15 protein-coding genes and 2 pseudogenes are annotated in these 14,034 nt (G+C 72.3%); 5 read left to right on the forward strand and 12 right to left on the reverse strand.

Annotation, left to right across the window (positions count from 1 at the left end):
* From O1G22_RS04780 to O1G22_RS04790, 3 genes are read left to right on the forward strand one after another with little or no spacing between them, the layout of a single operon-like run.
* Complete coding sequence (locus O1G22_RS04780) at positions 1–999, forward strand: alpha-ketoacid dehydrogenase subunit beta (protein WP_270080128.1); 999 nt, start codon at positions 1–3, stop codon at positions 997–999.
* A 2-nt stretch (positions 1,000–1,001) separates the two neighbouring features.
* Complete coding sequence (locus O1G22_RS04785; protein WP_270080129.1) at positions 1,002–2,387, forward strand: dihydrolipoamide acetyltransferase family protein; 1,386 nt, start codon at positions 1,002–1,004, stop codon at positions 2,385–2,387.
* Complete coding sequence (locus O1G22_RS04790) at positions 2,384–2,629, forward strand: acyl carrier protein (RefSeq protein ID WP_270080130.1); 246 nt, start codon at positions 2,384–2,386, stop codon at positions 2,627–2,629. Before O1G22_RS04785 ends, O1G22_RS04790 begins: the two co-directional genes overlap by 4 nt.
* A 28-nt stretch (positions 2,630–2,657) precedes the next feature.
* Here the strand turns inward: O1G22_RS04790 and O1G22_RS04795 are convergent, their stop codons facing one another.
* Genes O1G22_RS04795 through O1G22_RS04835 form a run of 9 tightly spaced genes read right to left on the reverse strand, consistent with a single transcriptional unit; the run spans position 2,658 to position 10,403 of the window.
* Complete coding sequence (locus O1G22_RS04795; protein ID WP_270080131.1) at positions 2,658–3,290, reverse strand: V-type ATP synthase subunit D; 633 nt, start codon at positions 3,288–3,290, stop codon at positions 2,658–2,660.
* A gap of 5 nt (positions 3,291–3,295) precedes the next feature.
* On the reverse strand, positions 3,296–4,687 hold the full coding sequence (locus tag O1G22_RS04800) for a V-type ATP synthase subunit B (protein WP_270080132.1): 1,392 nt from the start codon (positions 4,685–4,687) through the stop codon (positions 3,296–3,298).
* Positions 4,684–6,462 (reverse strand): V-type ATP synthase subunit A, encoded by a 1,779-nt coding sequence (locus O1G22_RS04805; protein WP_428986326.1) that lies wholly within the window; start codon positions 6,460–6,462, stop codon positions 4,684–4,686. Before O1G22_RS04805 ends, O1G22_RS04800 begins: the two co-directional genes overlap by 4 nt.
* Positions 6,450–6,977 carry a V-type ATP synthase subunit E gene (locus tag O1G22_RS04810; RefSeq protein WP_270080133.1) on the reverse strand — a complete coding sequence of 176 codons (528 nt, stop codon included), beginning with the start codon at positions 6,975–6,977 and terminating at the stop codon, positions 6,450–6,452. Before O1G22_RS04810 ends, O1G22_RS04805 begins: the two co-directional genes overlap by 13 nt.
* The gene (locus O1G22_RS04815) at positions 6,974–7,195 is read right to left on the reverse strand and encodes a V-type ATP synthase subunit F (RefSeq protein ID WP_270080134.1); all 222 of its coding nucleotides are present in this window, start codon (positions 7,193–7,195) and stop codon (positions 6,974–6,976) included. The genes O1G22_RS04810 and O1G22_RS04815 overlap by 4 nt, the downstream gene beginning before the upstream one ends.
* Before the next feature lie 2 nt (positions 7,196–7,197).
* Positions 7,198–7,620: an ATP synthase subunit C gene (locus O1G22_RS04820; RefSeq protein WP_270080135.1), complete on the reverse strand. Its 423-nt coding sequence runs from the start codon at positions 7,618–7,620 to the stop codon at positions 7,198–7,200.
* Positions 7,617–9,023: a V-type ATPase 116kDa subunit family protein gene (locus O1G22_RS04825; RefSeq protein ID WP_270080136.1), complete on the reverse strand. Its 1,407-nt coding sequence runs from the start codon at positions 9,021–9,023 to the stop codon at positions 7,617–7,619. Before O1G22_RS04825 ends, O1G22_RS04820 begins: the two co-directional genes overlap by 4 nt.
* Positions 9,010–9,900 carry a hypothetical protein gene (locus O1G22_RS04830; protein ID WP_270080137.1) on the reverse strand — a complete coding sequence of 297 codons (891 nt, stop codon included), beginning with the start codon at positions 9,898–9,900 and terminating at the stop codon, positions 9,010–9,012. The genes O1G22_RS04825 and O1G22_RS04830 overlap by 14 nt, the downstream gene beginning before the upstream one ends.
* Positions 9,901–9,923: 23 nt before the next feature.
* Positions 9,924–10,403: a hypothetical protein gene (locus tag O1G22_RS04835; RefSeq protein WP_270080138.1), complete on the reverse strand. Its 480-nt coding sequence runs from the start codon at positions 10,401–10,403 to the stop codon at positions 9,924–9,926.
* 429 nt (positions 10,404–10,832) lie between these two features.
* Here O1G22_RS04835 and O1G22_RS44780 point away from each other — a divergent pair.
* Positions 10,833–10,976: pseudogene (locus tag O1G22_RS44780) on the forward strand (PEP/pyruvate-binding domain-containing protein); the annotation flags it as partial.
* 311 nt (positions 10,977–11,287) lie between these two features.
* A pseudogene (locus tag O1G22_RS44785) lies at positions 11,288–11,776 on the forward strand (putative PEP-binding protein); the annotation flags it as partial.
* A 595-nt stretch (positions 11,777–12,371) separates the two neighbouring features.
* Here the strand turns inward: O1G22_RS44785 and O1G22_RS04845 are convergent.
* The 3 genes from O1G22_RS04845 to O1G22_RS04855 form a co-directional block, all read right to left on the reverse strand.
* Positions 12,372–12,779 carry an SgcJ/EcaC family oxidoreductase gene (locus O1G22_RS04845; RefSeq protein WP_270080139.1) on the reverse strand — a complete coding sequence of 136 codons (408 nt, stop codon included), beginning with the start codon at positions 12,777–12,779 and terminating at the stop codon, positions 12,372–12,374.
* Between the two features lie 130 nt (positions 12,780–12,909).
* Positions 12,910–13,335, reverse strand: a complete 426-nt coding sequence (locus tag O1G22_RS04850; RefSeq protein WP_270080140.1) for a MarR family winged helix-turn-helix transcriptional regulator — start codon at positions 13,333–13,335, stop codon at positions 12,910–12,912.
* A gap of 50 nt (positions 13,336–13,385) precedes the next feature.
* On the reverse strand, positions 13,386–13,901 hold the full coding sequence (locus tag O1G22_RS04855; protein ID WP_270080141.1) for a DUF4118 domain-containing protein: 516 nt from the start codon (positions 13,899–13,901) through the stop codon (positions 13,386–13,388).
* Between the last annotated feature and the right edge of the window lie 133 nt (positions 13,902–14,034).

The following is a 14,034-nucleotide window of genomic DNA, read 5'->3' on the forward strand; positions in this document are numbered from 1 at the left end:
ATGGGCAGCGGCGGGCACCCGGAGGAGGCGAAGACGACCTACCGGGAGGCGATGCGTGAGGCTCTGCGGGAGGCCCTGCGCGCCGACGAGCGCGTCTTTCTCATGGGTGAGGACGTGGGCCGCTATGGCGGATGCTTCGGCGTCAGCCTCGGCCTGCTGGAGGAGTTCGGACCGGACCGGGTCCGCGACACCCCGTTGTCGGAGTCCGCGTTCGTGGGTGCGGGCATCGGCGCGGCCCTGGCCGGGATGCGGCCGATCGTCGAGATCATGACCGTCAACTTCAGCCTGCTCGCCCTCGACCAGATCCTCAACAACGCCGCCACCCTGCTGCACATGTCGGGCGGCCAGCTGCCCGTACCGCTGGTGATCCGCATGACAACGGGCGCGGGACGGCAGCTCGCCGCCCAGCACTCCCACAGCCTGGAGGGCTGGTACGCGCACATCCCCGGCATCCGCGTCCTCGCACCGGCCACCATCGAGGACGCCCGCCACATGCTCGCCCCGGCACTGGCCGACCCAGACCCCGTGCTGATCTTCGAACACGGCAGCCTCTACAACGCCGTCGGCGAACTCGCCCCGCCCGCCGCCCCGGTGGACCTGGACCATGCCGCGATCCGCAGGCCGGGCACCGACATCTCCCTGATCACCTACGGCGGCTCGCTGCCCAAAGCCCTCACCGCGGCCGACGAACTGGCCGCCGAGGGCATCAGTGCCGAGGTGATCGACCTGCGCACACTCCGGCCCCTCGACGACGCGACGATCGCCGCCTCCGTCGCTCGTACACACCGCGTCGTCATCGTGGACGAGGCCTGGCGCACCGGAAGCCTTGCCGCCGAGATCTCCGCCCGCATCGCCGAGCAGTCGTTCTACGAACTGGATGCCCCCGTGGAGCGGGTGTGCAGTGCGGAGGTTCCCATCCCGTACGCCCGGCGGCTTGAGGAGGCCGCCCTGCCGCAGAGCGCCGACATCGTTTCGGCGGCACACCGGGCGGTGGACTGACCATGGCCGAGTTCACCATGCCGTCCCTGGGCGCCGACATGGACGAGGGCACTCTCCAGGAATGGCTGGTGGGGCCCGGTGACCTGGTCCACAAGGGCGATCCGGTCGCGGTCGTCGAGACCGCGAAGTCCACGATCGAGGTGGAGTGCTTCGAGACCGGGACGATGGGAAAGCTGCTCGTCGCGCCGGGTACGACGGTGCCGGTCGGTACTGCGCTCGCACTGATCGAGCCAACCGCAGAAGAACCCAAGGGACGCGAGAAGCGTCGCAAGGCCGAGAAAGCCGAAGAGAAACGACCGGCCGGCCCAGCGCCGAAACACGCGGCGCACCCTGCCCAGCCCGAATCCGCACGCGTTACGGTGCCGTCCGATGTGCACGGCCTCCGGCACATCGAGGCGGGCCCCCTGCTCCGCCACCTCGCGGAGCGCAGCGGCATCGAACTGGAGACCCTCCAGGGATCCGGGCCCGGAGGCCGCATCACCCGAACCGACGTCGAGCAGGCAGTCGCAGCCACCGGGGCCGCCGCTCCGCCATCGCGCCTGCGGGTCAGCCCATTCGCCCGACGGCTCGCCGCAGAACTGGACGTCGACCTGGCCGCGGTGGCGGGGACCGGCAAGGACGGCGCCGTCCGCGCCGACGACGTGCGCAGGGCAGCCCCGGGACCGACGACCACGGCCGCACCCCCGCGCCACGTCGCCGCCGCTGCGCGCCCCTCCGAAGACCGGGCGTCCACGATGCGCCAGGCGATCGCCGGACTCATGGCCCGCGCCAATCGCGACATCCCGCACTACTACCTGTCCACCACCGTCGACATGGCCACCGCCATGGACTGGCTGCGCGAACACAACCGGCGCAGCCCCGTCGGCGAGCGGCTGCTTCCCGCCGCCCTGCTCCTCAAGGCCGCGGCCCTCGCAGCCCGCGAGGTCCCCGAGCTCAACGGCATCTGGACCGAGGACCGCTTCACGGCGGGCGACGGCGTGCACCTCGGCGTGGCCGTGTCCCTGCGCGGCGGCGGGCTTGTCGCCCCTGCCCTGCGCGACGCGGACACCCTTGAACTCCCCCGTCTGATGACCGCCTTGAAAGACCTGGTCGCCCGCGCCCGCACCGGCAGGCTCCGCGGTTCCGAGGTGTCCGGCCCGACCATCACGGTCACCAATCTCGGTGACCAGGGTGTGGAAACCGTCTTCGGCGTCATCTACCCGCCGCAGGTGGCCCTGGTCGGCTTCGGACGGGTCACCGACCGTCCGTGCGCCGTCGACGGACTGCTGGGCGTACGGCCCGTCGTCACAGCCACCCTGTCGGCGGACCACCGAGCGACCGACGGCGCCGTCGGAGCCCGCTACCTCACAGCGGTCGACCGCCTGCTGCAGAAGCCGGAGGAGCTGTGAACCGTACCGAAGCACTGGACATCGTCAAGGAGTCGATCGTCCGCGTCGTCCCTGACGCCGACTTCACCGCTCTGGGACCCGACGACCCGTTCCGCGACGCCCTCGAAATGGACTCGCTGGACTACCTGGGTTTCATCGAGATCCTCAGCGAACGCACCGGCATCCGCATCGACGACGAGGACACCCCGCAGCTCACCACGCTCTCCGGCAGCGCCGACTTCCTCGTCGCCCGGGCGCAATGACGTGCCTTGGACGAACGGCGAACGTGTGTCAGCCGTGCGACTCGTCCTCATCCAGCAGGCGGGCGGCCCACCGCCGCCGGACGGCGTCCTCGTGCTCGCTCTGCTCCAGAGTGAGGTCCGCGTGAGCGAGGGCCTCCTGCAGGCGCGGGATCCAGTGGCGCTGCAGCGCCCGGACCCGCTGGCGGGTGCTGAGCACCTCCGCGCCGACGATCCTGGCGGCGGCCCGGTTGCAGGCGTGGTCGGCGGCCGCCGACACCGCGCGCCGGTAGGCGGCTTCGGCGTTGATCAGGGCCGTGTTGCCTGGTGAGGCAGCGGACGCTGGGCGAGTCGGAACCGTGCAGGAGACCTCTGACGGGTGGTGCGCCCCCATCGACGTGGTCCAGTCGACGGTGACGTCCGCCGAGGCGAGACCGGCCGCCGCCAGGTCCAGGGCGTGCTCGCCGCTCACGACGAGCCCGCGCAGCAGCCAGGTCTCGGCCTCCCTCAGCAGCTCGTGCCAGGCGGCGGCAGCGTCCTGCTCGGCCTGTACGAGGCGCTGGTGCTCGGCACGGAGGATGCTCAGCTTCCTCTCCAGAAGGCCGGCGCCGCGCACGGCGACCGCCAGGCTGCGCCGCAGACGCAGTCGCCCGGCACGTCCGGGTGGAGTACGGAGGGTGGCCATCGCGTTCACCCCCCGGGTGATCGATCCGCGCCGCGGGCGTCCAGCAACTGAGCCGGGAGCATGGCGAGTTGACTTCTGGGCAGGTCGAGCAGGACCTGCCAGGCCTGCTCCAACGTCTCGTCGAGCGTTCGCAGTTCGTCACGGCGCTGGTGCACGAAACGCCGCAGGAACGCCTCGTCGAATTCCAGGTACCGGCGGTCGGCCGGGCTGAGCGCCGTCTGCCCGACCAGGTCGGCGAGTTCGCGGACCTGCCGGGCCCGCGCGAGGGCGGCGAGCATCTGGGCGGCGACGTCGAGATGGTCGGGCCGGGTACGACCGGGGCCGGCCCCCTTGCGCATCAGACGGGAGAGCGACGACAGGGCATCCACCGGCGGGTACACCCCGAGCGCGTGCGTCTCACGGGACAGCACGATCTGCCCCTCCGTGATGTACCCGGTCAGGTCCGGCACCGGATGCGTGATGTCACCGGCGGGCATGGTGAGCACCGGGAGCACGGTGACGGAGCCGGGCCGGCCCCGGACGCGCCCGCACCGTTCGTAAAGGGAGGCGAGGTCACTGTAGAGGTAGCCGGGGTAGGCGCGACGGGCCGGAACCTCGCCGCGTGCCGCGGAGACCTCCCGCAGCGCCTCGGCATAGCTGGTCATGTCGGTCATGACCACGAGCACATGCCTGCCGTCCTCGAAGGCGAGGTGCTCGGCGACGGTGAGCGCGATCCGCGGGGTCAGGATGCGTTCGATCACCGGATCGTCCGCGGTGTTGAGCAGCAGCACCAGCTCTCCCTCGGCGGACCGCTCCTCCAAGGCGTCACGCACGAGGGAGGCGTCGGCGTGGGTGAGTCCCATACCGGCGAAGACGACGCTGAACGCCTCGCCGCCCGCCGTGGACTGGGCGGCGATCTGGACGGCGAGTTCCAGGTGCGGCAGCCCCGCGATGGAGAACACCGGCAGCTTCTGGCCGCGTACGAGCGTGGTGAGCGCGTCCATGACGCCGACGCCTGTGAGCACCGGCTCTGCGGGCGGTTCCCTGCGCACCGGGTTGATCGGGTTCCCGGCGACCGCCGCGGTGTCGGACCCAAGAACGGGCGGCCCGCCGTCGATCGGTTCGCCGCGGCCGTTGCAGGCCCGCCCCAGCCACCCGGAGCCGACCGGGATGCGCAGCGGCTGCCCGGCGAAGGCCATCCGGACCCGTGCCGGATCCATGCCGGCGGTGTCCTCCAGGACCTGGACGACGGCGAGCCCGCGATCCACCTCCAGCACGAGTCCGTGCCGCTCCTCGCCGGAGTCGAGAGTGATCCGGACGAACTCGTCCCAGCCGACGCCTGCCACCCCCGCCACGACGGCGAGCGGACCGCGCAGTTCGCGGATCGCTGTGTACTCGATCTCGCCCCAGCCGGTCACGTCGCCTCCCGCAGCCCGGCGAGCGAGGCGAACATGGCGTCCCGCCGGGCCGCGACGCCCGCGGCATCGTCCGGGCCGACGTCCTCGCGAGCGCGCAGCAACGGTCCGAAGTCCACCTCCTCGACCACCGAGGCGGGGACACCGGCCTCGACGAGCTCCCGGCACCGGTCCACGACCGCGACGAAGGCCTCGACCAGGGCCGTGGCCTTGTGCGCACCGCAATAGGCGTCCTGGACCGACAGCGCGCTCTGCTGGAGGACCCCCTCGCGGATCAGCCGGCCGCCGAGCACGCTGATCCGCTCCTGGGCGGGGAGCGCGGTGATGCCGATCAGGTCGACGAGGTCGGCCAGCCGGTCCGCCTCGGCCAGCAGCCCGGCCGTCCGTGCGCGCCGGGCGGCCCAGCCGGGGTCGCCGGCGTCCGCGTGGGCCGAGGCGAGGGTGTCCGCGTCGCGGGAGAAGGAGCCCGCCCAGGAGACAGCCGGGTAGTGCCGGGCGTATGCAAGGTCGCGGTCCAGGGTCCACACGCACCGCACAAACCGTTCGGTGTGAGCGGTGACCGGCTCCGTCATGTCGCCACCGGGCGGCGAGACCGCGCCGATGACGGTGACCGAGCCCTGCTCACCGCCGAGCGTGGTCACCGCGCCGGCACGTTCGTAGAAGGCGGCGATCGCCGAGGCCAGGCCCGCCGGATAGCCCTCCTCCGCCGGCAGCGCACCGGTACGGGAGGCGAACTCGCGCAGCGCCTCGGCCCACCGGGAGGTCGAGTCGGCGATGACCACGACGTCGAACCCCATGTCACGGAAGTACTCCGCGACCGTGGTCCCGGTGTAGATGCTCGCCTCACGGGCCATCATCGGCATGTTGGAGGTGTTGGCGATCGTCACCGTGCGGTCGGCGAGCCGGCCTCCGGTTCGGGGATCTTCGAGCGCGGCCAGTTCGGTGATGACATCGGCCATCTCGTTGCCGCGCTCTCCGCAGCCGATGTAGACGATCACCTCGGCATCGCACCACTTGGCGATCTGCTGCAGCAGCATCGTCTTGCCCGTGCCGAAACCGCCGGGTACGGCTACCGTGCTGCCCCTTGCCACGGGGAAGAGCAGGTCGATCGCGCGCTGCCCGGTGTTCAGCGGCTGCCCTGCGGCGAGGCGCTCGCGGACCGGGCGGGGGCGCCGGATGGGCCAGGAAGCGGTCATCCGGACCTCGGTGCCGCCGACGACGGCCAGCACCGCGTTCTCGGGGTGCTCCGCCTCAGGGGCGATCCGCTCCACGGTCCTTGCGGCGCCGGACGGTACGAGGATCCGCACGGGCACCGGTCCGGTTCCCCCGACCTCGCCGAGGACCTGGCCTTCGGACACCCGCTCCCCGGCCGTCACCACGGGTGTGAACCGCCACGAGCGGTTGCCGCCCCCGGTCGTGCCCGCGCCGGGGACGAGCCATTCGCCGCTGCCCGACAGCGGACGCAGCAGGCCGTCGAACACTCCGCCCAGCAGGCCGGGGCCGAGCCGGGCGGACAGCGGTATGCCCAGGGGCCGGGCGCTGTGCCCGGGGGCAAGGCCGCCGGTGTACTCGTAGGCCTGGACCGTGACCACGCCCCCTTTGATCGCCACCACCTCGCCGGGCAGGCCCGCGTCGCCCAGGGAGACCAGGTCGTACATGGCCGTGCCGTCTGCGTACTCCATTTCGACCAGCGGGCCGGCGATGCGCAGGATGCGGCAAGGCCGCTCCCGTCGGCCGGCCGAGGCGGCTGCCTCGGGCGCGCTCCTCACGGTGCCCACAACGACTCCGCCTCCGCCCCGAGCCGGTCCAGCGCACGGACGGCGAAGGCGTCCAGGGTGCAGTCGGCACGGCAGCCCGGTGCCTCGGCCACGAATCCTCCGCCGGGGTGCTCGACGACCTCGGCGTCCGCTCCGAGGAGCCGCTTGGCCCGTTGGTGAAGCCGGTCGCGCATCGCCGGGTAGTCCGCGGTGTGCCGCAGGTCGCGGACGCGTTCGGTGGTACGGCGGCGCAGCTCCTCGTAGGCATGCCTGCGCACGCCGAGTTCGCGGGCGCGGATGGTTCGGCGGACCCGGGTCAGTTCCGCGGTGCGCCCCTGGGCCGCGTCGGCCTCGCCCTGGCGGCGGGCGTCGTCGAGGATCGCCGCTGCCTGGGCCCTGGCCGCGTCGAGCAGCGCCTCGGCTTCCCGGTCCGCGCGGGCCAGCAGTTCCTCGGCGTCGGCCCGGGCCGAGCGCAGCAGCCGGTCCCGCACCGGTTCGAGGGCGGCGGGCAGGTGATCTGGGGCCGGGGACCTCATGCCGGCATCACCGCCGTGAGCGGCCGGGCGCTGTCCAGTAGCGCCGGGCCCAGGGTGTCGGCGGCGGCCGGGGTGACGATCACCAGAGCGACGTCCTGCGGCAGGCCCCGCCATGCCCGGTGTACGGCCTCCGGCTCCTCGGCGACCAGGACGGTCACACCGGCCAGGGCCAGGCCCGCCACCCGGGTCTGCTCTCCGATGGCTGCCACGCGTCCCATGGTCAGGCCTTCCCGATGAGGAGGATCGCGACGACGAGGCCGTAGATGGCGATGCCCTCGGCGAGGCCTACGATGACCATCGCCCGCCCGAACAGCTCGGGCCGTTCGCTCAGCGCCGCCAGCGCGGCGGCTCCGGTGTAGGCGACGGCGATCGCCGCGCCGATCGACGCCCCGGCGACCGCGATCGCGGCCCCGATCAACGCCGCCGAGCCGGACCCCGATGCCTGGGCGGCGGCCTGGGTACCGGACGCCTGGGCGGGCGCGCCGCTCAGGGCCACGGTCAGCAGGGCCGGCGCGCCCACGAGCAGAACCGCGTCGGCGGCGACGATCAGCCGCACGGCCGTACGGCCGTGCCGCCGCAGCAACAACCGCGTGCCGCAGAAGGCCGCCGCGACGACGGGCAGGGCGATGAGCCAGGCGATCACGGTGCCACCTCCATGTGCTGTACCGGAACGTGCCATGGGCGGAATGGACGGCCCTGGGTCTCGAAGACCCGGGAGAACAGTTCGTAGAACTCCAGCCGCAGCGCCTGAACCCCGGCCACCAGTGCCTCCAGCGCGAAGGCGAGGGCGTTGCCGACGGTGACGAGAACCACGGCCCCCAGCAGCGCCGACGGCCCCTTGCCCGCCAGCCCCGTCGTGCCGCGCCAGACGATCTCGCCCAGCGCGGCGTGGGTGAGCCCGAAGGCCGCCAGCCGCGCGAAGGAGACGACGTTCGAGCCGATGCGCAGCACGACGTCGAAGAGCTGGATCCCCGTCTGCACGGCACCGCCGACCCCGCCCGGGGAGGCCGTGAACAGCCCCGAGCCCGCCAGCGCCAGGCCGGCGAACGCCAGGAGGGCACCGCCGAGCGTGAGACCGGCGCGGCCCGTGAGCACGCCACCGGCGAGCACGGCGAGGCCGAGGAAGAGCACGGCTCCGGCGACCCCCGACGCCGCGTACAGAGCGTTCGCCGGCCCGCCCTCACTCCAGCGGTTCACGATGCCCGCCCCATAGGCCAGGGCCAGGAGCGCCGCGCCGAGCCCCACCGCGGCGGCGAGCAGGCGCATCGGCTGCTCCAGCGGGTCCAGCCACAGCACCGGCAGCACACCGGTCGGGCCGAAGAACTCACCGTAAGCAACGCCCGCCGCGGTGCTGGTCAGCCCGGCTCCGGCGACAAACGGCCACAGCCGCCGCAGCGGCGCCAGTCGGCGGGGCCGGCCCAGATACATCAGCAGGGCGGCAAGGAGCAGCAGCGCCCCGTGCCCGGCATCGCCGAACATCACGCCGAACATGACCACGTAGACGGTGCCGGCGGGCATGGTGGGGTCGATGTCCGCGTACGGCACCGTGCCGTACGTGCGCACCAGCGGGGAGAAGGAGCCGCGCACCGTGCCGGTGCCGCGCAGCAGGGTCGGCGGATCGGTGCCGCCGGGAGTCCGCATCGGCACCAGTACGCCCCCGACGTCGGCGAGCCGCGCGGCCGTCGCGCGTACTTCGGAGGCGGGGCACCATCCGGCGAGCGCCGCCACAGTCCCGCGCCGGACGGCACTGCCGATCCGCTCCTCAAGCTGCGCCTCGCCGGCGAGCAGGTCGGTCCGCTCCGCCCGTTCGAGGGCTTCGAGATCCGGCGGGGCCACGCACAGGAGGGCGCCCGCGGGCTCAGTACGCAGCCGCTGCAGTCGGCGTGTCGCCGGTCCGGGGGCGGCATGTGCGGGATCGTCGATCCGGTCGATCTCGACATTGCCCGCCTCGGCAATGCGGACCAGCGTCTCGCGCAGGGTCTCGTACGGCGCCACGATCGCCACCCGCTGCATACGGACCGGCCGCACGGCTTCAGACCAGGACATCGAGGGCCTCCAGCGAGCCGCCACCGCGCGCGGCCAGTTCGAGGGCACCCCGAACCCGCCATGCGTCGGCCGAGAGCACGGCGACGGCGCCCACGACGGGCGAGGAGCCCAGGCCGGAGCCACGCATCAGCTCGTGTCCGTCCTGCTCCAGCCGGATCCACCACCGCGTCTCCGCGCGCCACAGGTCCGCAGGCGCCTCGATGCCGTCCACCACCCAGCGCGCCGTGACCGGCAGACGCCGCAGGAAGTCGGGGAACGACGCCGCACCCATGGCCTCGGAGCCGAGCACCCGGGCGGCCCGGCGTGCCGACGGCGTGGTCAGGACCCGGTCGGCGAGAAACACCTCGCGGCCCACCAGCAGCGCGAGCCGACCCGCAGCCCACGGCACCGCCTGCGGTACGGCCGCCGCGGTCCGCTGGGCGGCGGCGATCCGCATACCGACAGCGACCGCCGCCGGAGAGTCGGCTCCCGGATCACCCCATGCGGAACCGGCCAGCACGGCCCGCAGTTCGGCCGGCGAGCCGGCCTCGGACAGCCTCGGCCACGCGGTGGCCAGCGCCCCCAGCCGGTACGGCCGTACAGCCGGAAGCCACTCCCCGCCCAAGAGCACACGGGCGTGATCGTCGACGTTGGCGATCTCAAAACCGGAAGCGAGCAGCCGAAGCATGACCGCCCCCGCGCGCGGCTGCCAGCCGGCGAGTACCCGCAGATGCCACAGCAGGGTCGCCGAGACCGCCCGCTGGGCGCCGACCAGGCCGGCTTCCGCATCAAGACCGCGGCGATACGGCGTGGCCCCCAGGTACCTCAGGGCGTCGGCCAGGGTGGCGGCGCCGGCCACATCCCGGGCACCGGAGACGCCCAGGCACCTGGACGACATGGCCCTGGCCCGCGTCACACCCGCTACCCACCCGGCGCCCACCGCGGTGAGCCCCCTTCCCACTGCCCGTCGTCCGTGCCGGACAAGTCTTCGACCGCCTCGGCCACCACGCGCTCCACAAGTGCCGGCAGGCGAAGCTCCACCCGGTCCCGCAAGGCGGCGAGATCGCGTTCGGCAGCCGCCAGCAGGGCCGCGGCCTCGGCTGCCGTGGCGTCATGGATCCGCGCGGCACTCTGTTGCCGTACGCGTGGGGCGGCGGCGCGCGCCTGGTCGACGATCTCCGTGGCCGTCCGTCCGGCAGCCTCGCGGCGCCGCACCGCCTCCGCGGCCGCTCGCTCCCGCACTCTCCGCGCCTCAGCCTCCGTCTCCTGGAGAAGCGCGAGCTGTGGCTCCAGTTCGGCTGCAAGCTCAGCCGTGCGGTCTGCGGGCACCCCTCCTGCGGCGGCAGGACCGGGCAGCCCGACCGGCCGGAACCGCATCAGGAAATCCCGGAATCCCGCCATCACACCGCTCCTACGAGTCGGTCTGCCGCTCCGAGTTCCAGTGTCCACGCCAGGAAAGTCCACGTCTCGCGGAGTTGGGCCGACCGCCCCCCGATCAGGGGCCGACTGCAGCGGGGCGGGCTGATCAGCCGGGGTGTGCGTACGGGAAATCGGGCCAGGGCAGTCCGCCGGGATCTGCCCGCGCCCGGTGCCTGGTCTCCAGGCCGAACACGGCGACAGCCGCCGCGGCCGGTAGCACAACCAGCCGTCGTCGGCGCACCGTGGGAGGAGGTCACCGAGAAGGCCGGCCACCTGCGGAAGAACATGCCGTGTGCAGGGGTCGTTGTCCCGCCTTCATCATGCGCCCGTCCGGATCCGCCCACCGCCGGACAGAGGAGGCACTCCGCCATGGCAGGTCATGTGTACGACTTCACCGAAGGCGGCCGGGAGATGGCCGCCCTGCTGGGAGGCAAGGGCGCCAACCTCGCCGAGATGACCCGCATGGGCCTGCCTGTGCCGCCGGGCTTCACCATCACCACCGAGGCCTGTCGTACGTTCCTCACCACCGGTGAGGAGTCCGAAGGCCTGAGCCAGGAGGTGACCCGGCACCTGGCCGTCCTGGAAAGGGCCGCGGGACGCCGGCTGGGGCAGCCGAACGACCCACTGCTGCTCTCCGTCCGCTCCGGAGCCCGGTTCTCCTTGCCGGGCATGATGGAGACGATCCTGGACATCGGGCTGAACGACGAGTCCGTAAGGGGACTTGCGAAGGTCTCCCGTCAGGAACGCTTCGCCCGGGACTCGTACCGCCGTCTCGTGCAGATGTTCGGCAGCACGGTGATGGGAGTCGACGGACGGCTCTTCGAGGACGCCCTCGCCCGTCTCAAGGATTCCCGGCACGCCCCGCGGAGGTGGAACGCGTACTGGCCGAGGTCGCCGAAGCGACGGGCATGCCCGTCGACTGCCCGGTGGGGACCATGGTCGAGCTGCCCAGGGCCGCGCTCACGGCGGGTCGGATCGCGCAGGAGGCGGCGTTCTTCTCCTTCGGAACCAACGACCTCACCCAGACCACCTGGGGCTTCTCCCGCGACGACGTGGAGGCGGCGTTCTTCTCCGCCTATCTCGAACAGGGCATCTTCAAGGTCTCCCCGTTCGAGACGATCGACCGCGAGGGCGTTGGGAGTCTGGTGGAGATCGCGGTCTCCGAGGGCCGCGCCACCCGGCCTGACCTGAAGATCGGTGTGTGCGCCGAGCACGGCGGAGACCCGGAGTCCGTTCACTTCTTCCATGGCGCCGGCCTGGACTACGTCTCCTGCTCCCCGTTCCGTGTCCCGGTCGCCCGGCTGGAGGCGGGCCGGGCCGCGCGCCCGGGTACCGGGGGCGGCGACAACAGATGACGAGCATCCAGGAGGTCGGTGACCGGTCGCCGTGGTTTTTGGCCGTGAGGTGCCACACATGCCCCAGACTGCTCGTCGTCGCCGGCCCAGCGCGCATCTCGCTCATCACATCTCCCGGAAACGTGCGGTAGCGGATGACGCGCGAGGCGAGGGCCGTCCGGTCGCCGACCGGGCCGCCCTCGCTCACGGTGGAAAGGAGAGCCGAACGGCTCTCCGAGTCCATATCCGCGGAGGTGAGCCGGCCGCATGACTCTGCCCGTATGAGACCAGCCCCGCAGCCTGCTGGAGCCAGCCGATAGCAGCCGAGTTCGGCGAACTCTTCGAGTGGATGAACCGACTCCTGGAGTCCGCTGCGCCGCCTGGACCGTAACCGTGGGCTGGGCGCGCTGGCCGACCTGCGCGAGACCGGCGAGGCATACGCCGCGAGCTGCCCGGCCTCAAGCGTGAGGACATCGACATCGAGGTCAGCGAACGGGAACTGCACTTCACCGGAGATCTGAAGGAACGTGAAGGCGCCCTGCGCCGCACCGTGCGCCGCACGGGGCAAATCCTGCCCGTCTGAGCCCTTGCGCGCCGGCAACGGCCGATGAAGCCCTCAAGAGCGGTAGGCGCGCTTGGATCGGCGGCTCATCTTCGTGTTCTGGAAGGCCACGCACTCCCAGCGTCCCTCGCGGCGGTGCAGCGTGAAGGTCTGGAACTTGTCGAAGTCGATCCGGCCACCCTTGCCGATGCCGCCGACGGTGGTCACCACCGCCGTGGACTCGTCCGGCATCCGCACGTCGATCGGCTTGACCGCCATGCGCGTGCCCTTCTGCCACCGGGTGAACACCTCACGATGCGTCCGCTCGATGGCGGCGCGCCCGAACATGACGTCCCCCATGAAGATCACATATGAGGCGTTCTCTGCGAACTGTGCCGCGTAGCCGGTCGCGTCCCCCGCGTCCCAGGCACGCCGGATCCGCCCGAGGAATTCCTCGACCGTGTCCTTGCTCGTGGCCGTCATCGTCGTCTCCTGTCGTCGGGGTACCCCGCAGCAGCACCCCAATCCGTTCCCACTGAAACTATTCCAACCGAAACGGTATGCGCAAGACCTCGCCGTCACCGGATCAAACAACCAGACCGGAAAAGGCCGATCACCACACCCGGGCGGGCCGCCCTTCGGGCTCGACGGCGACGTTGGCGTAGACGACGCCGAGCAACCGGCGCAGCTCGGACCTGTCCTCGGCCGTCAGCCCCGCGGTCAGCCGCCGCTCCGAAGCGCCCGCGAGCCCGATCAGCTTCTCCAGTTCCACCCGGCCCTCCTCCCGCAGGCGGACCAGTTTCACCCGGGCGTCGGCCGGCGACTCGCGCCGCTCCACCAGGCCCCGGTCGATCAGTAGCGCGAGCAGCCCCACCAGACGGCTGGCCGGGATGCCCAGTGAGGAGGCGAGCTGCTGCTGCGCATGCTCCTCACCGTCACGCAGCCCGCGCAGCACCGCGAAGTGCCGCGGATGCAGATCCTCCGCGGCCAGGGCGGACTCGAACGCGAGAGCCGCCGCATTGCCCACCGAAGCAATCACGAAGCCGAGTGGCTCGTCCGCCCCGGCGCTCCGCGTAGCAGGTCCTTTCCTCACCCGGGCAACGTAGCAGCCGAACCGTTCCCACCGAAACAGTCCTCCCTGGCCCTGCCCCACCCCGGCAGGGTCAGCGGCGATTCGGTGCCGGTCCGTCGGAGGAGGGTGACGCCTTCCAGCTCGAAGGTGCGGCGCAGAGCGTCGACGAGGTCGGCGGGGGCCAGGGTTCCGGCTGACAGTGTGTCGGCGACCAGGCAGGCGAGGCTTTCGGCTTCGGCCTGGGCACGGGTGACCTGAAGTGCCTGCCTGGCGAGGATGTCGACGAGGAGGCCGATCGTGGTTCCGACGACGGCGAGGGCGAGCAGGCCGACGAGGTCGATGAGCCGGCCGACGCGCAGGCTGTAGTACGGGCGGGTGTAGAGAAGGCCGGCGGCCAGGAAGCCGGTCACGGGGGCCAGGGCAGCCGGTCCGAGGCCGCCGACGGCGGCCGCGAGGACGACCGTGAGGAGCGTGCACAGCAGTGCTCCCACCAGACCGGGACTCTGCCGGCCGGGCAGCAGGAGGGCCGTCATCGCGAGGGGGCGGGGAACGCGAGTGTCCAGCCGATGGCTGCGCGCCGGGCGATAGCGGGTTCCTGCCCGGTACGCGAGGCGGGAGATGTGGAGCAGCCGGGCGGTGAGCGGGTGCTTGGGCGGCCGGTGCGGG

The organism is Streptomyces camelliae (genome assembly GCF_027625935.1).
In the GTDB taxonomy this organism is placed as follows: domain Bacteria; phylum Actinomycetota; class Actinomycetes; order Streptomycetales; family Streptomycetaceae; genus Streptomyces; species Streptomyces camelliae.

Coding starts and splice junctions, on each gene's coding strand:
- O1G22_RS04780 (WP_270080128.1), top strand. CDS start 1: ATGGGCAGCGGCGGGCACCCGGAGGAGGCGAAGACGACCTACCGGGAG.
- O1G22_RS04785 (WP_270080129.1), top strand. CDS start 1,002: ATGGCCGAGTTCACCATGCCGTCCCTGGGCGCCGACATGGACGAGGGC.
- O1G22_RS04795 (WP_270080131.1), bottom strand. CDS start 3,290: ATGGCCACCCTCCGTACTCCACCCGGACGTGCCGGGCGACTGCGTCTG.
- O1G22_RS04810 (WP_270080133.1), bottom strand. CDS start 6,977: ATGAGGTCCCCGGCCCCAGATCACCTGCCCGCCGCCCTCGAACCGGTG.
- O1G22_RS04815 (WP_270080134.1), bottom strand. CDS start 7,195: ATGGGACGCGTGGCAGCCATCGGAGAGCAGACCCGGGTGGCGGGCCTG.
- O1G22_RS04825 (WP_270080136.1), bottom strand. CDS start 9,023: ATGTCCTGGTCTGAAGCCGTGCGGCCGGTCCGTATGCAGCGGGTGGCG.
- O1G22_RS04830 (WP_270080137.1), bottom strand. CDS start 9,900: ATGTCGTCCAGGTGCCTGGGCGTCTCCGGTGCCCGGGATGTGGCCGGC.
- O1G22_RS04835 (WP_270080138.1), bottom strand. CDS start 10,403: ATGGCGGGATTCCGGGATTTCCTGATGCGGTTCCGGCCGGTCGGGCTG.
- O1G22_RS04845 (WP_270080139.1), bottom strand. CDS start 12,779: ATGACGGCCACGAGCAAGGACACGGTCGAGGAATTCCTCGGGCGGATC.
- O1G22_RS04855 (WP_270080141.1), bottom strand. CDS start 13,901: ATGACGGCCCTCCTGCTGCCCGGCCGGCAGAGTCCCGGTCTGGTGGGA.